The organism is Bacillus sp. FSL M8-0256 (assembly GCF_038005765.1).
Classification (GTDB): Bacteria; Bacillota; Bacilli; order Bacillales; family Bacillaceae; genus Bacillus; species Bacillus safensis.
Genome location: NZ_JBBOTU010000001.1, coordinates 3,422,093 through 3,445,217, shown reverse-complemented (window position 1 = coordinate 3,445,217; position 23,125 = coordinate 3,422,093). Strand labels below are relative to the sequence as shown.

The 23,125-nt window shown below is 42.7% G+C and carries 20 protein-coding genes and 1 pseudogene; 14 read left to right on the top strand and 7 right to left on the bottom strand.

Annotation, left to right across the window (positions count from 1 at the left end; genetic code table 11):
* Positions 1–468 precede the first annotated feature (468 nt).
* From pgsB to NSQ76_RS17795, 5 genes are all read left to right on the top strand, one after another.
* Entirely contained in the window at positions 469–1,650 is a 1,182-nt protein-coding gene (gene pgsB, locus NSQ76_RS17815) for a poly-gamma-glutamate synthase PgsB (protein ID WP_024423670.1), read from the top strand.
* 15 nt (positions 1,651–1,665) lie between these two features.
* A complete protein-coding gene (gene pgsC, locus NSQ76_RS17810; RefSeq protein ID WP_024426301.1) occupies positions 1,666–2,115 on the top strand; it encodes a poly-gamma-glutamate biosynthesis protein PgsC in 450 nt (149 codons plus the stop codon).
* An 18-nt stretch (positions 2,116–2,133) separates the two neighbouring features.
* Positions 2,134–3,300, top strand: coding sequence for a CapA family protein (locus NSQ76_RS17805; RefSeq protein ID WP_024426300.1), 1,167 nt, complete (start codon positions 2,134–2,136; stop codon positions 3,298–3,300).
* Positions 3,297–3,467 carry a hypothetical protein gene (locus tag NSQ76_RS17800; RefSeq protein WP_087976066.1) on the top strand — a complete coding sequence of 57 codons (171 nt, stop codon included), beginning with the start codon at positions 3,297–3,299 and terminating at the stop codon, positions 3,465–3,467. The genes NSQ76_RS17805 and NSQ76_RS17800 overlap by 4 nt, the downstream gene beginning before the upstream one ends.
* Before the next feature lie 108 nt (positions 3,468–3,575).
* A complete protein-coding gene (locus NSQ76_RS17795; RefSeq protein WP_034624485.1) occupies positions 3,576–4,799 on the top strand; it encodes a C40 family peptidase in 1,224 nt (407 codons plus the stop codon).
* Positions 4,800–4,855: 56 nt separating this feature from the next.
* Here NSQ76_RS17795 and NSQ76_RS17790 read toward each other — a convergent pair whose 3' ends face one another.
* Both NSQ76_RS17790 and NSQ76_RS17785 read right to left on the bottom strand, forming a co-directional pair.
* Entirely contained in the window at positions 4,856–5,737 is an 882-nt protein-coding gene (locus tag NSQ76_RS17790; protein WP_200874135.1) for a Cof-type HAD-IIB family hydrolase, read from the bottom strand.
* Positions 5,738–6,098: 361 nt separating this feature from the next.
* Complete coding sequence (locus tag NSQ76_RS17785; protein ID WP_025093927.1) at positions 6,099–7,064, bottom strand: LCP family protein; 966 nt, start codon at positions 7,062–7,064, stop codon at positions 6,099–6,101.
* A 258-nt stretch (positions 7,065–7,322) separates the two neighbouring features.
* Between NSQ76_RS17785 and NSQ76_RS17780 the strand changes: the two genes are divergently transcribed.
* A complete protein-coding gene (locus NSQ76_RS17780; protein ID WP_135031352.1) occupies positions 7,323–8,687 on the top strand; it encodes a sugar porter family MFS transporter in 1,365 nt (454 codons plus the stop codon).
* A 136-nt stretch (positions 8,688–8,823) separates the two neighbouring features.
* The gene (locus tag NSQ76_RS17775; RefSeq protein ID WP_034624606.1) at positions 8,824–10,221 is read left to right on the top strand and encodes a bifunctional glycosyltransferase family 2 protein/class I SAM-dependent methyltransferase; all 1,398 of its coding nucleotides are present in this window, start codon (positions 8,824–8,826) and stop codon (positions 10,219–10,221) included.
* Positions 10,222–10,234: 13 nt separating this feature from the next.
* On the opposite strand, the gene NSQ76_RS17770 is transcribed toward NSQ76_RS17775, so the two are convergent.
* The 5 genes and pseudogenes from NSQ76_RS17770 to kduI all read right to left on the bottom strand — a co-directional run bounded on the left by NSQ76_RS17770 (position 10,235) and on the right by kduI (position 15,655).
* Positions 10,235–11,380: a Ger(x)C family spore germination protein gene (locus NSQ76_RS17770; protein ID WP_034624604.1), complete on the bottom strand. Its 1,146-nt coding sequence runs from the start codon at positions 11,378–11,380 to the stop codon at positions 10,235–10,237.
* Positions 11,377–12,419 (bottom strand): annotated as a pseudogene (locus tag NSQ76_RS17765) (GerAB/ArcD/ProY family transporter). Before NSQ76_RS17765 ends, NSQ76_RS17770 begins: the two are co-directional and overlap by 4 nt.
* Positions 12,420–12,479: 60 nt before the next feature.
* A complete protein-coding gene (locus NSQ76_RS17760) occupies positions 12,480–13,946 on the bottom strand; it encodes a spore germination protein (RefSeq protein WP_034624600.1) in 1,467 nt (488 codons plus the stop codon).
* Positions 13,947–14,048: 102 nt separating this feature from the next.
* Entirely contained in the window at positions 14,049–14,822 is a 774-nt protein-coding gene (gene kduD / locus NSQ76_RS17755; protein WP_025093933.1) for a 2-dehydro-3-deoxy-D-gluconate 5-dehydrogenase KduD, read from the bottom strand.
* A gap of 5 nt (positions 14,823–14,827) precedes the next feature.
* Complete coding sequence (gene kduI, locus NSQ76_RS17750; RefSeq protein WP_034624598.1) at positions 14,828–15,655, bottom strand: 5-dehydro-4-deoxy-D-glucuronate isomerase; 828 nt, start codon at positions 15,653–15,655, stop codon at positions 14,828–14,830.
* A gap of 259 nt (positions 15,656–15,914) precedes the next feature.
* On the opposite strand from kduI, the gene NSQ76_RS17745 reads away from it, so the two are divergent.
* From NSQ76_RS17745 to NSQ76_RS17715, 7 genes are all read left to right on the top strand, one after another.
* Entirely contained in the window at positions 15,915–16,925 is a 1,011-nt protein-coding gene (locus NSQ76_RS17745; RefSeq protein WP_034624597.1) for a LacI family DNA-binding transcriptional regulator, read from the top strand.
* A gap of 86 nt (positions 16,926–17,011) precedes the next feature.
* On the top strand, positions 17,012–18,028 hold the full coding sequence (locus NSQ76_RS17740; RefSeq protein WP_034624595.1) for a sugar kinase: 1,017 nt from the start codon (positions 17,012–17,014) through the stop codon (positions 18,026–18,028).
* Positions 18,000–18,599, top strand: a complete 600-nt coding sequence (locus NSQ76_RS17735; protein ID WP_034624593.1) for a bifunctional 4-hydroxy-2-oxoglutarate aldolase/2-dehydro-3-deoxy-phosphogluconate aldolase — start codon at positions 18,000–18,002, stop codon at positions 18,597–18,599. Before NSQ76_RS17740 ends, NSQ76_RS17735 begins: the two co-directional genes overlap by 29 nt.
* A 120-nt stretch (positions 18,600–18,719) precedes the next feature.
* Positions 18,720–19,175 carry a GNAT family N-acetyltransferase gene (locus NSQ76_RS17730; protein ID WP_034624591.1) on the top strand — a complete coding sequence of 152 codons (456 nt, stop codon included), beginning with the start codon at positions 18,720–18,722 and terminating at the stop codon, positions 19,173–19,175.
* A gap of 69 nt (positions 19,176–19,244) precedes the next feature.
* A complete protein-coding gene (locus tag NSQ76_RS17725) occupies positions 19,245–20,246 on the top strand; it encodes a sugar-binding protein (protein ID WP_034624590.1) in 1,002 nt (333 codons plus the stop codon).
* Entirely contained in the window at positions 20,243–21,685 is a 1,443-nt protein-coding gene (locus NSQ76_RS17720) for a sensor histidine kinase (RefSeq protein WP_034624588.1), read from the top strand. Before NSQ76_RS17725 ends, NSQ76_RS17720 begins: the two co-directional genes overlap by 4 nt.
* Complete coding sequence (locus NSQ76_RS17715; RefSeq protein WP_034624586.1) at positions 21,679–23,097, top strand: response regulator; 1,419 nt, start codon at positions 21,679–21,681, stop codon at positions 23,095–23,097. The genes NSQ76_RS17720 and NSQ76_RS17715 overlap by 7 nt, the downstream gene beginning before the upstream one ends.
* The last annotated feature ends 28 nt before the right edge of the window (positions 23,098–23,125 follow it).

The following is a 23,125-nucleotide window of genomic DNA, read 5'->3' as shown; positions in this document are numbered from 1 at the left end:
TTTTTTAGAGGTGACCTTTGTCATAGGCCAACACATAGCAATCTGACCAATGAGGATGACTTTCTAACCTGTTCGTTCAAAAATATAAAACATTCCAAAACACGCACTATTTATTTAAAGCGCTGATATGACTGATGTTATAGAGAAGAGCGGGCTTTAAAACATTGATTCAAAATACATCTTAATAATTGTCAAAAAATTTAGGGAGAAAAGGACAAAAGATTTTCGGATCATTGATGGTAACGCTTTCTCATGAATTCAGCAGAAATTCAGATTGATTTTTGTCCGCCTTTTGGCCTTTTCATTTAAAGGATGGGTAGGCAAAAAAGCCTTCTGATTAGAGGAATTTGGCATACGAGGAAGTGAAAGATTATGTTACATAATACCGATTGTGATTTTATGCTGAACAGATATACTGTTGATTGAATTTACATATCACACTCATAAAAAAAGGAGATGTAGATAGCGATGTGGTTAATCGTTATAGCCTGTGTCATCATGTTAGGGATTGGCTTTATTGAAAAGAAGCGTCATCAGAAAAATATCGATGCCCTGCCGGTGCGCGTCAATATTAATGGTATTCGCGGAAAGTCTACCGTCACAAGATTGACAACCGGTATCTTAATGGAGGCAGGTTATAAAACTGTCGGTAAAACAACGGGAACGGATGCAAGAATGATTTATTGGGATACGCCAGAGGAGAAACCGATTAAAAGGAAACCGCAAGGACCGAATATCGGAGAGCAGAAAGAAGTTATGAGAGAAACAGTTGAAAGAGGAGCAAATGCCATCGTCAGTGAATGTATGGCGGTAAATCCAGATTACCAAATTATCTTTCAGGAAGAGCTGCTTCAAGCAAATATTGGCGTGATCGTAAACGTTCTTGAAGACCATATGGACGTTATGGGGCCGACACTTGATGAAATAGCAGAAGCCTTTACAGCGACAATTCCTTACAATGGACACTTGGTTATTACGGATAGTGAATATACAGATTTCTTTAAAGAGATTGCGAAAAAACGCAACACAGAAGTCATTGTTGCGGATAATTCCAAGATTTCCGATGAGTTTTTGCGGAAATTTGAGTACATGGTTTTCCCAGATAATGCTTCACTTGCACTTGGTGTTGCCCAAGCATTAGGGATTGATGAAGATACGGCATTCAGAGGAATGTTAAATGCGCCGCCTGATCCAGGAGCGATGAGAATTCTCCCATTAATGGACGCGAAAACACCTGGACACTTTGTAAATGGATTTGCGGCAAATGACGCAGCATCTACATTGAACATTTGGAAGCGTGTGAAAGAAATTGGATATCCAACAGATGAACCGATTATTATTATGAACTGCCGTGCGGATCGGGTAGATAGAACGATCCAGTTTGCGGAGGATGTACTTCCATATATTGAAGCAAGTGACCTTGTCTTAATTGGTGAAACAACTGATCCAATTGTGAAGGCATATGAGGAAGGGAAAATTCCGGCTGACCACTTACACAACCTTGAATATCAATCTACAGAAGAAATTATGAATATGCTTGAGAAAAAGCTTCATAATCGAGTGGTTTATGGAGTCGGCAATATCCATGGTGCCGCTGAACCGTTAATCGAAAAAATTCAAGAATACAAAATTAAGCAGCTTGTCAGCTAGGAGGAAATATAGAAAATGTTCGGATCAGATCTTTATATCTCGTTAATTTTAGGTGTTCTACTTAGTTTAATCTTTGCAGAAAAAACAGGAATCGTACCAGCTGGACTTGTTGTCCCGGGTTATCTGGCACTCGTATTTAACCAGCCAGTCTTCATTTTAATCGTCTTATCTGTCAGCTTGCTTACGTATGTGATCGTTCGCTTTGGCTTATCAAAATTCATGATTTTATACGGACGCAGAAAGTTTGCTGCGATGCTGATTACAGGGATTGCCTTAAAGCTGATATTTGATTTCTTCTATCCAGTGGTCCCATTTGAAATAGCAGAATTCCGCGGAATCGGAATCATCGTCCCTGGATTGATTGCAAATACGATTCAAAAGCAAGGTCTTACAATTACCCTTGGAAGCACGTTACTTCTAAGTGGTGCAACATTTGCCATCATGTATGTTTACTATCTATTTTAAGATAAGGTGTGTCCAATGATGAATAAAAAATTGAGCTTTCAGGAAAAGCTGCTGAAAATCACAAAGAATCAAAAGAAAAAGACGAATAAACACGTACTCATTGCTTTACCGATCGTCATTGCTTGTACATTTCTATTTACGTTTATCGGGAAAGCACAAGTGCCAACTGTACAAAAGAATCCAGAAAACATCCTGACCGCTTCGTTTGTCGGTGACATTATGTTTGGAAGAAACGTAGAGAAAGTAACAGAACGCTATGGAAAAGAGCATCTCTTTCGTTATGCCAAGCCATATTTTGATGTGTCAGATTATGTGACAGGTAACTTTGAGCATCCTGTCGCATCAGATAAGGAACAGGCAGCCCAAAAGAATATTCATTTAAAAACAGATGAAGATTCTGTCCAAGCGTTGAAGGATTTAAATTTCTCTGTCTTAAACTTTGCGAATAACCATGCGGCAGACTATGGTGAAAAAGGGCTGAACAACACGATCAATGCCTTTGAACAAAATGGCATGGATTATACAGGTGCAGGCCGTAACCTCCAAGATGCGAAGCAGAACATTTCGTACAAAGAAGTAAATGGTGTCAAAATTGCTACACTTGGTTTTACAGATGTGTATGGGAAAGATTTCAAAGCAACGAATCGCCAGGCGGGTATTCTGCCAGCCGATCCATCTATCTTTATTCCGATGATTTCGCAGGCTGCTGAAAAGGCAGATCTCGTCGTTGTTCATGCTCACTGGGGACAGGAGTACAACAATGAAGTAAACGACAGACAAAGAGAATTGGCAAGAGCGATGTCTAAGGCCGGAGCTGATATCATTATCGGTGCCCACCCGCACGTCCTTGAACCAATGGAAGTCTATAACGGAACAGCGATTTTCTATAGCCTAGGTAACTTTATTTTTGACCAAGGCTGGTCAAGAACACGTGATTCTGCACTTGTTCAGTATCATCTGAATGAAGATGGAAAAGCGACATTTGAAGTTGTCCCAATGTACATCAAAGAAGCAACACCTGCTCCAGTAAAAGCAGGATCTCTAGAATCAAAAGCCATTATCCGTATGCTGACCAATGGAACGAATGCAGATTGGAAAGAAAAAGACGGACACATTTTCTTTGAAGTAGATCACGCTGATAAAGTTAAAAACTTAAAAGAAAACGGAGGGAAAGAGAAGAAATGAAATTCCTAAAAGCAAGCTGGCCGTTTGTTGCGTTAATTTTAGTCTTTGTCTTTATGTCTGCTTTTAAATTTAGTGACAGTCTGACAGATCACGAAAAACAAAAGATTTCGGTTGAAATGCAGAAAATTGAACAGCAAAAGCAGTCAAAAGCGGAAGCAGGTAAATAACCTAAAAAAGATAAAGGGCACGCACATCGCGTGCTCTTTTTTTGTCGAAAAAGGGTGTAAAATGAAAGGTGTCATGCCGAAACTATAGAAGATTGGAGGGAAAAGATCATGAAATGGAAAGGAATATTGATAGGAGGGTGTGCGCTTGTAGGGCTGATGTTCATGTCTCAATCAGCGGTATCTGCTCAAACACTATCTCTTTTGGAGCAAGCGGAAAAGCTGATTGGAACACCTTATCATAAAGGAGGAACCGATCCAAAAACGGGCTTTGATGCATCTGGGTTTATTCAATATGTGTACAAGACATCCGAAACATTTGATTTGCCGCGGAAGGTAATCGACCAATATCAGATTGGAAAAAAGGTATCATGGGATAAAGCGCAGCCCGGTGACCTTGTGTATTTCCGAAGCCTTGAAGAAACAAAGGATATCCCAACACATGTGGCGTTGTACGCGGGGAACAATCAGGTCATCCACATCACGCTTAGTCAAGGTGTGGTGAAAACAGATGTCAGCAAAAGCAAATATTGGACAGACCGATTTTATGCGGTCAAACGCCTGCCCGGCACGCAAGAAATTTCTGATGACCCTCTTGTGAAAGATGCGCTGACCTATTTAGGAATTCCTTATGAATTTGGAGGAGCAGATCCAAAGACTGGATTCGACTGCTCAGGATTTTTACAGTATTTATTTGAAAAATCACTTGGAATCTATTTACCTCGAAGTGCTGAACAGCAGTGGAGCGTTGGAGAAAAAGTGGCATTAGACGATATCCGCCCTGGGGATTTTGTCTTTTTTAGCAACACATATAAGCCCGGAATTTCTCATGTAGGTATGTATATTGGAGGCGACCGCTTTATTCATGCAAGCCGTTCTGAAAGTGTGACAATTTCTTATTTATCTGAATCGTATTGGCGCGAGAAATGGACAGGTGCAAAACGGTTAACAGATCTGGAGCTTGCGAAAGAGGACCCTATCGTATCAAAAGCCGCTACGTATATTGGTGAAGTCCCTTATGTCAAAGGCGGTACGAACCCAAAGGAAGGATTTGATACAGCAGGATTCACGCAGTACGTGTATCAAGAAGTGCTTGGCATTGAGCTGCCCCGCTATGCATCAGGTCAAGTCAAAGCAGGTACACCTGTGAAACGTTCTGAGCTTCAGCCGGGAGATCTTGTCTTCTTCAGCGGAACATCATTGATGCCGGCGATATATGCAGGATCCAATCAAGTCATTCATGTGACTGTCTCAAACGGTGTTGTCTTAACCAATATGAAAACGAGTACGTACTGGAAGGACAAATATGAAACGGCTGTTAGAATCAAAAAATAAAGAAAAAGCCCGATCAATACTTGTATCGGACTTCTGGACTTCTCTCTAGGCGCTGATCAGACAAGCGTCTTTTTTTCATGGAATTGATTTTGTAAAAGAAGATCAATAAAATAAGCGACACCGTCTTCATGATTTCCTTTTGTGATGAAGGTGCTCTTTTCTTTAATGACATCAACAGCATTCCCCATTGCAATGCGGTGACCTGCTTCTTCAAACATAGAAAGGTCGTTTGGGCTGTCACCAATTGCATAAATATGTGAGCGGTCTACACCATAATGGGCTGCGAGCTTTTTCAGGGCATGTCCTTTTCCAGACTCTTTTGGCAGCACCTCAATAATATGTTTTCCAGACGAGGTCAATGAAAGCTCGGGCATGTCTGTCAGAAGATTTCGTGCTTCGTTCAGTTTGTTCATATCAAAAGAGAAGCAGAGTAATTTATAGGTCGGTTCGTTCGACTCAAAAATCTCACGGATATCATCTACTGGTTTGATGCCAAATTGTTTAAATTGCGTCATGGCTCCTTCCCATAGATCAGCGAGATCCTCATTTGGGTTTGCGCTTTTGATCAGATCAAATTCTGCTTTCAGCTTCTCTTTTCCATCAAAAGGAGAGAGGAGAGCATCATCTGTATAGACTTCAAAGTAAATGTTTCGTTCCACTAATGCCTTTGCAGCCCGCTTGCCCGCTTCTTGGTCCAATGTGATACGGCTGAAGAGCTCGTATCCTTCTGTATGGACAGTCCCGCCGTTTGCCGCAATAATGGGGATGTCCAAATCACCAAGCAGCTCCTTTACATCAAAAGTTGCCCGCCCTGTACAGATGGTCACAATATATCCAGCTTCCTTTGCACGAATCAATGCCTCACGGTTTTGAGCGGATATTTCACTTTTTGTATTTAAGAGTGTACCGTCTAAATCAATCGCAATCATTTTTTTCATCGCTGTCAAATCCTCCTTCATTCATGCAATAGCCTCTTCAAAGTATGTACGATTTTCTTCATTCTCATAAAAAAGGAAGGTTGATTCCTCTCTATCAAGGCTAAACAAAAATGAGTGAATGATCAAGGAAATAAGAAAAAGCGCCCCTTAGGGACGCTTCCAGCGTGTAGACAAACCCTCGCACTCCGTGTCAGGTCTGCGCTCCGGTACTCACGAATCTCAAATTCGCTCTGTTCCGGTGCTCGCCCTTCCTAGATTGCAAAGGTTTTCTATCACGCTGAAAAGAAGACAAAGGGCTAAAATCAAGATCATTTTAGCCCTTTGTCAACAATCTAAAAGCGCCCCAAAGGGACGCTTTTATTTATGATAATTCAAGCTGCTTCTTCAATTCAGTTTTCACTTCGTTCAGCTGGTTTTGATCCAATTGGAAATAATAAACGCCGTTTGGCTGGTAATCAGATCCTTTAAGCTGAATGGTATCAACCGATTTCAATGAAGTCAGAAGCGGGAAAAGACCGACTAACTCCTTCATAGAAAGGGTGGTTGATACATTATCACCGAGTGTATCAATGATATTGTCGTATGACGGAATAGAAGTTAATGATTTTGATTTATCAAAAATGGCTTTTAATACTTCCATTTGTCGCTGTCCACGCATTAAGTCACTATCTGCTTTTCTCGTTCTCACATATGCGAGCGCTTGATCACCATCTAGTGTATGAGTTCCAGTTTGAAGCACAACCTTGCCTTTTGTATCCTTTTTAATCTGTTTCACAAGATACTCATCCTTGATGTTAATAGGAACACCGTTTAATTCGTTGACGATTTCTTTAAACGCTACGAAATTACTTTGGATGACAAAATCGACCGGAATATCAAGTAAATCTTCAACTGTGCTCACTGTTAAATCTGCACCGCCAAATGCGTGTGCGTGAGTAATTTTATCAAAACCGTGGCCTGGAATATTAACGTATGAGTCCCTAGGAATGCTTAATAATTTAACGGTTTTATTTGTGCGGTTAATGGTTGCCAAAACCATTGCGTCACTTCGTGCTTGTTTCACTGTTTCGCCCGGTCTGCTGTCAATTCCAAGCAGCAAGACAGAAAAGCTGTCTTTTCCTGGATCGAATGCTTCAATCCGTTTCACAGATTGTGCGCCGCGATCAAGAGATACTTGAGCCTTTTTGGCAGCATTTGTTATTTTGTAGTAGGCATAGCCTGTGACTGAAGCAGTTGTCAATAAAAGAATACTAATGATAAAAAGAGTGACTTTCACCCATGGTTTTAAACGCTTTTTTCCTTTGCGTTTACTTCGTGATTGATCCATATATTTTAAACCCTCGCTATGATTTTATAGTAAAGATGTCCTTCTTTCTGCTTACAAACTAAAACAAATATACCTTAAAACGGGATATAGTGCGACATTTTTTTCACTAACGCTTAATTGACGTTTTCTTCTCGTAAAAAGTTTCAAAGATACACAAATGAAATATATTTGTCATAAAACATCGAAATGTTTGAAATGACAGGAAGTGAGGAAAATGACTTTTCATAAGAGTACAGAGACAAAAGTGGGGTTATGTATATGAAAAATCGGAATGGATGGCTTTATTTCTTCGGCGCCCTTGGCGGTGCTTTATATGGCTATGATACAGGTGTCATCTCTGGCGCCATCTTATTTATGAAAGAGGATTTAGGTTTAAATGCGTTTACAGAGGGGCTTGTCGTCAGCTCGATTTTAATCGGGGCGATGCTCGGTTCCTCTCTTTCTGGAAAGCTGACAGACCAATTTGGGCGAAAAAAAGCCATCATCGCCGCAGCTATTTTGTTTATTATCGGCGGATTTGGTACAGCTCTTGCACCGAATACAGAAGTGATGGTCTTATTCCGAATTGTGCTAGGGCTCGCTGTCGGGTGCTCGACAACGATTGTTCCATTATATTTATCTGAACTTGCACCAAAGGAATCACGAGGGGCACTGTCCTCTTTAAACCAGCTCATGATCACATTTGGTATTCTTCTTGCCTATATTGTGAACTACGCTTTAGCGGATGCAGAGGCATGGCGCTTGATGCTTGGAATTGCGGTTGTTCCTTCTGTTCTATTATTATTCGGGATTTTGTTTATGCCGGAAAGTCCCCGCTGGCTGTTTGTTCACGGACAGGCTGACCGTGCGAAGAAGATATTATCTCAACTCAGAAAAAGTCAGCAAGAAGTGGAAGAAGAAATTTCAGATATTCAAAAGGCGGAAAGTGAAGAGAAAGGCGGTTTTAAGGAATTATTTGAGCCGTGGGTACGCCCAGCATTGATTGCCGGTGTCGGCCTAGCCTTTCTGCAGCAGTTCATCGGTACAAATACGATCATTTACTATGCACCAAAAACATTCACAAGTGTTGGTTTTGGGAATTCAGCAGCGATTTTAGGAACTGTTGGAATTGGTGCAGTGAATGTCATTATGACGTTTGTTGCCATTAAAATCATTGACCGTGTAGGGCGTAAAGCGCTGCTCCTATTTGGGAATGCAGGAATGATCCTTAGTTTAATTGTCCTGTCAGTGGTCAACCGATTTTTTGAAGGTTCAACAGCTGCAGGATGGACAACCGTTATTTGTTTAGGTCTCTTTATCGTCATCTTTGCTGTCAGCTGGGGGCCAGTCGTTTGGGTGATGCTCCCAGAGCTGTTCCCAGTACATGTCAGGGGAATCGGTACAGGTGTCTCCACCTTCCTTCTTCATACAGGAAATTTAATCATCTCGCTGACATTCCCAGCTTTATTAAGCGCGATTGGTATCAGTAATCTTTTCCTCATCTATGCGGTCATTGGCGTAGGCGCCTTCTTATTTGTGAAATACTTGGTGACCGAAACGAAGGGGAAAAGTCTTGAAGAAATCGAAGAAGATTTAAAAAAGAGAAATCGTGCCGTCGCAAGTGGCGAAGGAAAAACGGTATGAACAATGGCCAGCTGCTGTGTGCAGCTGGCTTTTCTATGTTAAACAAACGTTTAATCAAGAAAGGACATTCCCTCATCTTCTGAACGTGCTGCCTATCACATACATATGGAACAGGCGGGAGAAAGGTGGAAATGAGATGAAAGGGAAAACAAGCATTGTCATGCTGACGTACAATGAACTGCATTTGACGAAAAAATGTATCGATAGCATGAAACAGCATACGGATAGCGACCAATATGAACTCATCATTGTCGATAATGCGTCAACTGACGGCACGAAGGAATATGTAAGAGAGCTGAATGATGTGATATTCATTGATAATGAAGAGAATGAAGGTTTTGCAAAGGGATGTAATCAAGGGGCAAAAAAAGCTTCAGGAGACAGCATTCTCTTTTTAAATAATGACACGATCGTGACGGAAAATTGGCTGCCTCCATTAAAAGAGGCGTTATTTGCATCAGAGCGGATTGGGATGGTGGGGCCCGTCTCTAATTATGTGAGCGGCCCTCAGATGGTCCAGCCATCGTATACAGATGTGAAGGAGCTCCCAGACTTTGCTAAAGAGTATACGTCTAAGAGAAAAGGTCAGAGAACTTATGTGCACCGGCTTGTAGGGTTTTGCTTGCTCGTGAAAAGAAAGCTGATCGAGGATGTGGGATTATTTGATGAGCGGTTTGTATATGGATCATTTGAGGATGACGATCTATGTTTGCGGTCATTACTAAAAGGATATCAGCTGCAAATTGTGCATGATTCCTTTGTGCATCATCATGGTCATGCTACCTTCAATGCCAATCAAGAAACGAACATCTCTACACTGTTTACTGAGAATAGACTTCGGTTTTTAGATAAGTGGGGCATAGATCTAAATTTGATCACCCCTCATCCGTATTTTGCGGAATTACTCCCTGAGGACGCTGCTCGCGTGCTGGATGTTGGGTGCGGCGCAGGGGCTACCGGGCTTGAGCTAATGAATCGTCAGTCTGTATACATGTACGGGGTAGAGGCGGATACGTTAAAAGCAGCGGTCGCAAAGGCGTATTATGAAGAAGTCATCGAGGCAAATGCAGATGAATACCCATGGTCAGAGAAAGAGGCCTCTTTTGATGCGGTCATTTTTTCAGATGTTTTAGAGCATGTGTCAGATCCTTGGCACATCATTGAGCAAGCCCACGCATCTTTAAAGCCAGGCGGTGTTATCATTTGCTGTTTGCCTAACATGATGCATGCAGAGGTACTTCTTCCTTTGATGACAGGGGATTTTACGTATCAAGATGTAGGAATTTTAGACCGAACCCATATACGGTTCTTCACACCAAACACGATGCGTGCACTTTTCCCAGATCAATTGTTTGAACGCGTGATCGAGCAGCGGATCAATGTACAGATTGATCAAAACGTCCAATTGTTTTTTGACGAGGTGGCGAGGATAGGAGCATCACTTGGCTTTCAAACAAAAGCGTTGTCTGATCAAGTGACTTTGTATCAGCTTCTCATTGTCGTACGTAAAAAAGGCGGTTCCCCTTCGGGATAACCGCCTTTTGGTATTACCATTTGAAGCTTTTTGTTGCGCCTTCTGCGCCAAAGTTCAAGATGTTCACTTTGATATTGTAATCGATGTCTGCTTCTTGGAATAGCCTATCCCACTCGGTACCATGCTTATCCCAATAATCAGGATATTTCATACGAAACTGCTGGTTTAAAAAAATAGGATCAACGCCCACTTCTTTTTGCACATGATTTACTGCTTTTTGAATGCGTTCTTTAATTTTATGAGCAAAGAGCCGCTCAAATCGTTTGATGTACTGCTCATCGTATGAGTTTTCTGGAGGATATTGATCCTCTGATAATTTTCCATTTGTTTTTACGTTAATTTTAAAGGAAACCTTTCCGTCTTTCAGATAGGGCTCGACCTTCGTTTTAGCTTTTTTTATTTCATACGTTATCGGATAACCTTTGTAGGTGGCAGGTACAACGCCGCCAGTGATACGGCCCATTACCCAGTTTAAAGATTGGACATCTTTTGCTGGAATAAAATCAATCAGTTTACGCGTTTTCCCATGTATGATTCCTGCACCATCATAAATAAGTTCACCGTCTACTGCATCTACACTTTGTACAAGGAAGCTAACGCCCATCTGAAAATAATCAGACGCCCGGCCAATACGAGTTGGCAGTGCGATCTGACCGTTAAAGCTTCGGTTTTTGGATGTTTCGAAGATATGTTCAACCGGGATTTTTTGCTGCGATTTTAGTTTTTGGTTAATAATTTTTGACGCATCTCCTCGTGATACTAGGAGATAGCTGCTGCGCCGAACCTCATCATCTCGAATAAAATGATTGAGTGTTCCTTGAATATCGTGATGCTCCGCTTGATTTCTGCCAAACAAAAAGATTTTCAGGTGATCACTATAGATCGGCGGATCCTTCAAGGCGACATTACTGACAGCCTCCAATACATTTTTTCCTTTCGAGACGACATTCACATAGCCGGGAGAATCGGCTTCTTGTGTTCCGCCCGTTTTCGGTACAAGGTTTTGATAGGTCAGCTTAATCCTATTCTCGTCTTCCTCATCTATGCCAACACCGCGTACAAACGATAGTTTTTCAATATCCTTTAAGTCCCAGCAGCCTGCTGATAAAAGGATAAGGCAGCAGGAAAAAAAGAATAACAATATACGCCTTCCTCTCATGCAGAACGACCTCCCCATTTTTTGCGTATCATCAGCAGGATAGCTGTAATAAAAGGAATGGCTAAAACCGCGAACAATGCGTAGCCGAGTAACGTAGAGTAGTAAAAGACTTCATTGATATTTTTAGGGAAAAGTGAGAGTGCTGATGTAATCAAAAATAGCAGCCATAGCAGTCTCGTTAAGCTGGTTGTTTTAAAAACGGTGAAGCAGCCTTTAATCGCAAACTGGAAAAAGCCCAGCATACAGATGAACTGCTGACACGTCCAGATCGTCAGTAAGAAAATATCAAATCGTTCGATAAACACCCCTTCAAGTTCAAGCGCTTGAATGAGGGAAACTGTCGGCCAGGTGAGAGATTTCGTTTCTCCGACGGTCATGGAGCCAATCGCAATAAAAAGTGTGAGCGAGTACACGATAGACGTAATGCCAACGCCAATGGCAGCTGCCCATTTTGCTTTCGACCATTTGTCTTTATAAATGAGCGGTACGACAAACAAAATCACTTCAAAGCCTGTAAATTGAATAAAGGTTTGTGAGAACAGCTTACAAAATCTTTAAAACCATGCGCCATCACAGGACGTAAATAATCAAAATCAAATATCTTTAAACAAAACAGCATGAGCGCTATGTAAATGATCATGGTGATCGGATAAATATAGGTCACCATTTTGACAACTGGAAAGATACCGCTTTTTAAATGATAAATCGCCACGAGTAGAAAAATCATCACAATCACTGCCATGGGAGTCGATTGCAGGAGGAAAAATTGGACCACCTCGCCGAGAACACGTGCCTCAAAGCCGACAATACCTAGTAAATAGGCGATCAGCATTAAATTAAAGATCGTGCCAAAGAATGCCCCTGCTCCTTTTGTATTTGACTCAAAAATGGTGTCTGGCGCATTCTTTTCGGCAATCCACCCCAACAAAAAAGCAACGAAAGCAAAGATGACTCCCTGTATTAATACAATGATCCAGCCATCAGGGTATCCTGAATTGGCAGAACTGCGTGGAATGGTTAAAATTCCAGCGCCTATCATTGTAGAGCTGCAGAGGATGGTGACTTGTAACAATGATAGCCTTTCAGGTCTGTACATCGTTTAATCTCCTTGTCTTTTGAGATTTTTTATTTTTGCTGTTTTTGGTCTGGATTTAAATAGCCCGATTGGTAAACGAACGTACGTATCCTTTAAATCTGAAAACGGTGAAGACAACACTGGTGTGAAATAGTCAAAACCAAAGGTCTTTAATTGCATCAAGTGACAAAGCACAAATAAATAACACATGATTAAGCCGTATAATCCAAACAATGCTGAACTAAAAATCGCCATAAACCGCAAAATACGCAGTGGAAAACTAAAGTCATATGACGGTGCTGTGAAATCAGCCAGTGCGGTCAGCGACACAATAATGACCATTAAGGCACTGACGATATTGGCTTGGACCGCTGCCTGGCCAATAATCACGCCGCCAATGAGCCCAATTGTCTGTCCGATGGCTCTTGGAAGCCGAAGTCCAGCTTCCCGCAGCAGCTCTATCGTAAAAGACATGAGAATGGCTTCGACAACAGGAGGGAAGGGAACATTCTGCCTGCTGCCTGCGATGGTGAGTGCCATTCTTGTCGGTAATAAACCGGGATGATAAGAGACAAGGGCAATGTAAAGCCCGGGTAAAAAAATCGTGAGGAGCACGGCAATATAACGAAGTAAACGCAAAAGAGTCGCACTTGTCCACCTCTGATAATAATCCTCCGGAGATTGCATCAAAGCTGTAATTGTCATAGGTAAAATAAGGGCAAAAGGAGTCCCATTGAGCAAAATCGACACTTTTCCTTCAAGTACAGATGCAATCACCCGGTCAGGACGTTCTGTGTTTTGAATCTGTGGAAAAATGGAGGTATGACTGTCCTCAATCAGTTGTTCAATATAGCCGGTTTCAGGAATGTCATCCATTTTGATTTTCATCATACGTGATAGAACATCTTCTACTAGTTTAGGATCAGCAATATCGCGAACATACACAAGAGCAGCGGATTTTTTATTGCGAGTACCGATACTCACCTTTTGAATCACAAGATTTGGGTCGTTTGCCCGTTCACGAAGTAAAGCCGTGTTTTTTTCAAGATTCTCAATAAATCCGATCCGCGGTCCTCTTACAAGAACTTCAGATTGCGGCTCTTCTACTTCTCTAAATTGAAAAAGATTCGTATGGAGCGCAAGCGCTTGAGCCGCTCCATCTACAAATAAAATAGCCTTGCCGCTATATAACTGCTCGATGGCAAGGTTCATATCATCCAGCACATCATTTTGAATGCCAAAGAACGTTTTTGAAAGGGAGGGAAGTGTAGTAGAACCAACCTCAGTGATGTCGAGTTCCTTTTGCATTGGTGAAATGATTTGCTTAGAAAGCATCTCAAATTCTGTGAGTCCTTCAACGTACACGAGACATGCAGAAATAGTGGAAGGACCAAATGAAAAAGAGTGGAACACGATATCATCACTTCTTCCGGCAAAGCTTTTGACACGCTTAATGACGGACGCTATATCTTGTTCAATACGACTTTTCATAATACCTCACCCTCATCACATGTTTTTTATAGAGTGACTCGGAAGGTGGAGAATTATACAAATAGAAAAAAGAGAATCCCGGATAGGAATTCTCTCGTTTGTTTATCTTGCAAGCCATCCGCCATCAACAGCTAAAATGTGGCCGTTCATATAATCAGAAGCTGGTGAGCTAAGGAAAACAGCAGCACCGGCTAGATCCTCAGGCTTTCCCCAGCGCCCGGCGGGAATTCGTTTCAGAATCTCTTCATTTCGATTTTCATCGTCACGAATGGCTTGTGTGTTATTAGTCGCAATATACCCAGGCGCAATCGCATTCACTTGAATATGCTGGCTCGCCCATTCGTTGGCAAAAGCTTTCGTCAGCCCAGCGACAGCATGCTTACTTGCTGTATAAGCAGGGACAAAGACGCCGCCTTGAAACGATAGAAGGGAGGCGATATTGACGATTTTCCCTTGCCCATTTTTCAGCATCTGCTGTCCAACCTTTTGCGTGAGGAAAAAGAGACTGTTGATATTCACATCCATGACCGTATGCCAATCTTCCTCTGAATAGTGAGCCGCCTGCTCTCTTTTAATGGTTCCAGCATTATTGATTAAAATATCAATCGTATGCTTCTTTAATATGGCATCGACAGCCTGCTTTGCAGACTGATGATTAGAAAAGTCAACCTGAACCGCATGAAATGATCGGCCTGCCTGTTCGACAAGCGCCTTTGTTTCTTCAAGCGGTGTGTGATGGTACGTACCGATGATATCTGCACCTGATTTGGCAAGCGCCACGGCAATGCCTTGCCCAATGCCGGTTCCAGGACCTGTCACAAGGGCTGTTTTTCCTTCAAGGGAAAAGAGGGACGCTGCATATGAAGTTGTCATCATCCTCGTTACCTCAGCTGACCCATTGGGACAAAGTCCATATCTTTGAACGTATAGTTTTCGCCCGCCATTGCCCAAATAAATGAATAATTCGCTGTTCCTGAGCCTGAATGAATGGACCAGGCAGGTGAAATGATTGCTTCCTCATTTGCCACCACAAGATGTCTCGTTTCAGATGGCTCCCCCATAAAATGAAAGACCCGTGCATCCTCTTCGATATCAAGATATAAGTACACTTCCATCCGGCGATCATGAATATGAGCAGGCATCGTGTTCCATGTGTTATTGGTTTCAAGCTGAGTGATGCCCATCATGAGCTGACAGCTTTGGATGCCGTCTGCATGGATGACTTGATACAGGTTTCGTACGTTGGAAGCAGCTGCTTCCCCTAAGTGGTTTGGTGTTAATTCAGCGATGGCTGCTTTTTGCGTAGGGTACGCCCTGTGAGCCGTGGCTGATACTAAATAGAACTTGGCCTGCTCGCCTGATGAACTAGCGAACTGTACATCTTTGTGACCAAGGCCAATATATAAGAAATCTTTATGCTCCAGCACAAAGGCCTCACCATCAACAGTGACCGTTCCTTGTCCGCCGACATTCACAATCCCGATTTCTCGTCTTTCAAGAAAATACTCCGTCCGTAAAAAGTCTCCGGCATCTAGTGTGATGGGCTCTGCTGCCGGCATCGCTCCGCCAATCACCACGCGGTCCTCATGCGAGTAATAGAGCTTTAATTCACCACTGACAAACAGCGTAGGAATATGAAAATGACGACGAAGTTCCTCTGTTGTAAAACGTTTGACCTGCTCAGGATGTACAGCATAACGATTTTCCATTTGGATAAGCCTCCCTTTCCATATGAAACAAATATTGATATTTATTTGGTATCGGTTTCAAGGAAAATTTTAGAGGAAAAAGAGAGCGTCGTCAACCGTTATTTTGAAATCGCTTTCTTTTTCTCTGATTAGACAAATTCTTTCTATCATCATGCAAAAAAATCTTCTGAAATGCGTTCAATTATGATATGCTCTTTTTAAGTTTATTTGAAATCGGTTTCGAACCAAATAAGAAGATCAATTGTGGGAGTTTTTTTGAATGAAAGAGAAAAAGCAAACGAAAGTCACCATTAATGAAGTTGCAGCTTATGCAGGGGTCTCAAAATCAACTGTATCCAGATATATCAATGGCAGAACAAATGAAATTTCTTCAGAAAAGGTAAAAAAAATCAAGAAAGCCATTGAGGAACTCCATTATCGTCCGAGTCAGCTCGCTCAAGGATTGAAAGTCAGAAAAAGCAAGGTCATTGGGTTTATTGTAGCCGACATTACGAATCCATTCTCTGTGGCAACACTTCGCGGAGTCGAAGAGATTTGTGATGAATATGGATACAGCATCATGGTGTGCAACACAGATAATCGTCCAGAAAAAGAACGAGAAATGCTCCTAAAGCTGAATGCACATTATATTGAAGGGCTCATCATCAATACGACAGGACAGAACAATGACATTCTGGAGGATTTTAAGAAAAACGGTGTACCGATTGTTCTTGTAGACCGGAAGCTGCCTGAACTGAAAGTCGACACAGTGACCACGAACAACCGTGATATCACCATCCGGCTGCTTCAAAAAATGTATGAGAAAGGCTATGATCACATCGCTTTCTTTACTGAGCCTGTCGGTGGAATCAGCCCTCGTGAAGAACGAAAGGAAGCATATGAACAGACAGCTTTGAGTAAACATAAGAAGCCGATCATTGCAGAAATTGATTTAAAGCAAAAGGAACAAATGCGCGAAGAGATTGTTCGTTTTTTACAATCAAACGAACAGAAAAAAGCGATTTTAGCCGGTAATGGATTACTCATGCTGAAGCTGATTAGTGAACTTGTAGAGCTTGGGGTGAAGATTCCTAAAGAGATAGGCATTGCAGGGTTTGATGATACAGAATGGTATAAGCTGATTGGACCTGGAATCACAACGGTCGCCCAGCCATCTCATGAAATGGGGAAAGCAGCCATGCAAAAAATCAAGACGCGGCTAGAAGGGGATGAAAGTGCGCCCCAAACGATTCAGCTTGATGGAGAAATCATAGTAAGGAAATCTTTATAAATGATAGGCAGAGAAGAGTATACATACGTGCATGCTCTCTCTTTTTCAACTGATTTGAAACCGGTACCAAGAAAGGGGAGAAATGAGTGAAAGCGTTGGATGCGGTCACATTTGGGGAATCAATGGCGATGTTTTATGCAAAAGAAGTTGGAGAGCTTCATCAAGTGCATACATTTCAAAAGGCGCTTGCTGGTGCAGAGAGTAACGTGGCTGTCGGCTTGGCGAGGCTGGGCTTTCATGTGGGATGGATGAGCAAAGTCGGAGCAGATTCACTTGGCACATTCATTTTAGAAGAGCTTCAAAAAGAAGGGGTCGATACAAGTGCAGTGCTCCGTTCAAATGATGGATCTCAAACGGGAATCTTACTTAAATCAAAAGTGAAGGAAGGAGACCCTGACGTCACGTATTATCGGAAAGGATCTGCTGCGAGCACAATGAGTCCAAGCGACTTTCCCGCCGCTTATTTCAAACAGGCAGGCCACCTTCATATGACTGGTATTCCGCCTGCCCTATCCAGTGAAATGAGAACGTTTTCTTTTCGTGCTCTTCAAGAAATGAAGGAAGCGGGCAAAACCATTTCATTTGATCCAAACCTACGGCTTCAGCTATGGGAAGAGGAGGAAGATATGATTCAGACGGTGAATCATATCGCCTCGCAAGCGGATTGGTTTTTTCCAGGGCTTGCAGAAGGGCAAAGGCTCACGGGTTGTCACGAGCCAGAAGAGATTGCAGATGTTTATTTGCAAAAAGGTGTCAAGCTAGTGGTCATTAAGCTAGGGGCAGAAGGTGCCTTTTATAAAAGTGCAGCAGGTCAGGGAATTGTGAATGGGTTTTATGTGCAGGATGTCGTAGACACAGTTGGAGCTGGTGATGGATTTGCAGTGGGGGTCATCAGCGGCTTGCTTGACGGCTTATCACATGAAAAATCCGTGACAAGAGGCAATGCGGTCGGGGCACTTGCAGTGATGTCACCTGGCGATAAGGACGGACTGCCTACCCGGAAGGAGCTTCAGGCTTTTATGAAAGAAGCCAAGCGATATCAAAGGCGGGAGTACATGAAAGGGGATGAGAGATATGGAAAAGTCAGCAAGTTTGAGCGTTAAAAAGCAGCTAGCGTCTTGTAAATTAATTGCAGTGGTAAGAGCAGGTAGTGAAGCAGAAGGCATTGAAATGATTGAGCGTTTAAAGAAAAAAGGGGTTCGTGCCATTGAAGTAACGTATACTACGCCAAATGCTGAACGCATCATCGCATCCTTCCAGCAGGAGCAGGACCTCATTGTAGGAGCGGGAACAATTACGACGCTGGAGCAGGCACAATCAGCCATTGAGGCAGGCTCACAGTTTATCGTTAGTCCAGGATACCTTCCTATGATTGGAGAACATCTTTCATTTTACGACACACTCTATGTACCAGGGGTTCTCACCCCGAGTGAAATCATGCAGGCAAAAGCAGATGGCTATTGCTTGCTCAAGCTTTTTCCGAGCGGCTCTTTCGGTTTATCCTATATGAAAAACTTACAAGGTCCATTTCCAGAAATTGAATTTATCCCTACGGGCGGCATTCATCCAGCTGATGTTCCAAAGTGGCTCAAAGCAGGCGCGGTGGCTGTTGGTGTCGGAAGTCAGCTTGAAAGCAGTACAGCAGAGGAATTACAAGCCGTTCTTTCTTCATAAATACTTGTCAAACGAACAAACAACTGGCTCGTTGATGCCGGTTGTTTGTTCGTTTATCTGACATAACAGCAGGTAAACATGTGACTCTTCACGTACAATGAGCGTGAAGGAGTGATGGAAATGTACATTCTACAAGATGAACTCACGGATGGACGAATTGACCAGCTGATTACCGCACATCTAGAAGAAATGAAGGAGCATTCGCCGCCAGAAAGCATTCATGCCCTTCCATTAACTGATTTAAAAAAACAGGATGTCACCGTGTGGAGTGTGCGAGATGGAGAGGAGCTTCTTGGCTGCGGAGCGTTAAAAGAACTGTCAAGTGAACATGGGGAAATCAAATCGATGAGAACCGCAGCCCTCCATATGCGAAAAGGTGTAGCGAGGTATATGCTGAATCATCTTCTCCAAGAGGCAAAACGGCGCGGCTACACACGTGTCAGCTTAGAGACAGGGGCAATGGCTTTCTTTGAACCAGCAAGAAAACTATATGAGAGCGCTGGGTTTCAGTATTGTCCGCCTTTTGGTACATATCAAGAAGATCCAAACAGTTTATTTATGACAAAGGAATTATAGAGGTCAAGAGAGTATGCTTATAAGCAGCTCTTTTTTTTATGCGGAAATAGTGGGAAGGAGGAGGACACGGTGAAATTATCTAAGTGGATCGGAATAAGCGCATTTCTCACATTTTGTGCGGTATCTGTCATCTTTTTAACGTTATTAGGTCAAGATTTATTTAAAATTGAAAGCGCTTCCGATAAAACGGAGTCAACGTATCAATATCATTTTGTTCTTATACCGGAGGAACTTGATAACGAATATTGGCAGCTGGTACAAAAGGGAGCTGCGGATGCGGCAGACGTTCATCACGTGTATCTAGAATATTTGGGCCCAAAGCAAGCGGATGTGGACGATCATCTGAAAACCATTGATATGGCAATCGCTGGACATGTTGATGGCATTATGACACAGGGACTTGATGCGAAAAAATACAAACCGCTTTTTCAGAAGGCGAGGGAAAAGGGAATTGATGTTGTCACCGTCGATACAGATGCAGAGGGGAGCAAGCGTCAAGTGTATGTAGGAACGGACAATTACTATTCAGGCTTTATCGCAGGACAGGCACTCATCGCAGATACAAAAGGTGAACAGTATGTAGGAATTGTCACAGGCAGGCTGGATGCCATTCATCAAAAGCTGCGTGTCAAAGGCTTTCGAGATGCCGTCTCTGCTGAAAAACGCATTCATATTGCTGGGATAGAAGAATCAGCCATTACGAAGTCAGGTGCTTCAGGTGCCGCTTATAAATTATTAAACGATCATGCGAAGCTCACCGCATTTTATGGTACAAGTGCATTAGATGGCGCAGGCATTATTCAAGCAATCGCACAGTATCGATCAACCACTGATTTTTATGTGCTTGCATTTGACACATTGCCTGATACGATTCAGGCACTTGATGATGGAACAATTGATGCCGTGGTCGTACAGCATCCTTATGAAATGGGCTATCAAGCGGTTGAATCGCTTGTTCGTTTGCAGAAAGGTGAAAAAGAAGAACCGCTTCAGTACACGGGAACGAGTGTAATCCGGCGCGGGGATCTGCCTCTTCAGCAAACAGACAGAAAGCAGGGGGTGCAGCCATGAGAAGGATTCGAAGTAAGCTGTTATTGGCATTTTTAATCCTTGTGCTTCTTGGCAACGTAGCTGCTTTTTTTGTCTACTGGAGCAGTTCAAAAATCACATCAGAATATAGCCGGAGCTTTCGTTCTTTTCTCCTGCTCAATGATATATCGACAGAGGCGAAAACGATGTATGAAAAGGTCAATGCCTATGCCATTGAAAAGGAACGGAAGTTTGCCAAAGAATATCTTACGTCAAAACAGAAAATGAAATCATACGATCAAGCGCTGCGAAAGGATGCCGGTCTTCATGCGGCAATTCCTTCTATTGAAAAATATCAATATATGATGCGGACGCTCATCAATGAAAGTGATGCGACCATGACACATGTAAAAGAAGGGAAAATCGAAGAATATGCTGCAAGTGTGAAGGAAGTGAGAACCGTCTCCTCCTATATACAAGAGCAGACGATGACCCTGCTTGATGATGAATTATCTGAGTATCAGATACTCTATCAAACTCTTCAAAAAAGGCATCAAACCTATGCGCTCTTTACCTTGTGCCTGTTTACGTTATCAATCGGGGTCGCCTTATGGATGGCGTATATGATTGCTGGCGGGATCTCAAGACCCATCGTTCATCTGTCCCGAAGCGTAAAAGAAGTATCAGAAGGACATTTTGATGGAGCGAATTTGCATGTCACCTCAAAGGATGAAATATCTGTTTTAAATGAAGCCTTTCAGCGAATGCGGCAAGAGATGAAAATGATGATTGAAGAGATCAAACAAAAGGCAGCATTGGATCAAAAAATCAAAGACATGAAGCTAAAAACGCTGCAAAACCAAATGAATCCGCATTTTTTATTTAACACATTAAACATCGTTTCACGTATGGCTTACTTAGAATCAGCAGAAGCCACATCGAGGTTGATTCAATCCGTTTCCACGCTGATGCGGTATTCGCTGTCTGCTCTTAGTACATCCGTTACATTGGAACAAGAAGTGAAAGTGGTGAAAGAGTATTTTCATATACAAGAAACGAGATTTGCCGATCGAATTACGTGCAAAACGTCCATCGATGAATCGTGTTTATCTGTGCATATCCCAAGTCTCACCTTACAGCCGCTTGTTGAAAATGCCTTTATTCATGGCGTTGAGCCAAAGGAGGAAGAGGGACTTGTCGAGCTCTCGATCTATCAAGAAGGCGGCTATGTAATGATCCGGATTCGGGACAATGGGATGGGCATCAATGAACAAGAGAAAAGAAGGCTGCTATCAGAAAAAGAAGAGGAAGATTCGAACATATTGAGTAAAGGCCACTCAACAGGAATCGGTCTTCGAAATGTAATGTCAAGACTGCGCTTGTTTTACGGGGTGCAAGATGCCCTTCAAATTGATTCAAAGCCAAACGAAGGCACCACCATACAATTGGCTATTCCGATGAAGGAGGGACCGTCATGCTGAACGTGCTGATTGTCGATGATGAAAAAATAGAACGGCTAGCGATGCGGAAGTTCTTAACCGAATGGGTTCCAGAGTGTCATATAGCAGGAGAAGCGGAAAATGGAAAGAAGGCGGTTGAATTCGTGCGATCTGAGTCCATTCATCTTGTGCTCATGGATATTCAGATGCCTGGCATGGATGGACTGACAGCGATCAAACAGATCAAAGCAATCAGTCCTCATACAAAATTCATTATGCTGACAGCCTACGATACATTCGATTATGCCAAGCAAGCGATGCAGGAGGGGGTGAAACAATACCTCGTCAAACCAGCTGACAAAGATGAAACCATCGCAGCCATTCGATTTGTAGCAGCAGAGATTCAGCAGGAGGCGACTCTGCGGCAGGCGGCAGCGGCCGATCAGCAGTCAAAGTGGCTTGAAGCGCATGTCATGAACGGTCAATCTTATACATCCATGGAGTTTCAACAACTATTCTCCGAATATGAAGCAGGTCTTATCATCGCTGTGCAGCGGACAGAAGGAGATCAGCTGTTGATCGATTTACAGAAATCAGCACGATTTCATACAGTACCGATTCAGATGGGAAGTGAACTATTTACATGCCTCATTTATAGTCATCAAGGATCAGGTCAGCTAAAGGCAGAGGTGCTGCAAGCCATTCGAGCTGCCATGACAAACGGTCAGCCTTCACCTGTCGTTGGCATAGGGCACCCAGTCTCAAACCCGCTTCATCTTCAGAAAAGTGCAGCAGAGGCGAAGCTTTCCTATTATCAGCGAAAAAAGAGTGGCGGCGTTGTTCGTTATGGCTTTTACCAAACAGAGGTGAAGCCCGGTCCATTGATTTATCTGCCGGAGCTTGCAGACAGCATGATGCAGGCGCTTGAGGAAGGGAGAAGAGAGGATGCGCTGGCTTTATTTGATGCCTTTCAATTAGAGGGGGCGACGATTTCACAGGTAAAAGAACTGCTGATTCTCTTCAAATCACGCCTCCGTACAGACCTATCGATATTGACAATCAGCACCGCAGCTGAATGCCGCCAATGCTGTGAACACCTATTTGATGTGTATGAAGCGAGAACCCAGACCATCAATGACATCGAGCGGGCAAAACGTTACATTAAAACATATTATTGTGAACAGATCACGCTTGAGCAAACGGCCGCTTATGTTGATTTAAGTCCCACCTATTTCACAAAACGATTTAAAGACGAGACGGGTCTGACATTTAAAGAGTATGTGACAGCCTGCCGGCTGGATAAAATCAAAAAGCTCCTCAAAGACAGCACGCTTAGCTTAAAAGAAATTACCTTTCAGGCAGGATATACAGATCCTAATTACGTCAGCCGTGTGTTTAAGAAGATGGTCGGTTGTTCACCGAAGGAATATCGAAAACAGGCCGTAAAAAAATGAAGAATTTCATAAAAAAGTGAAGAAGTTT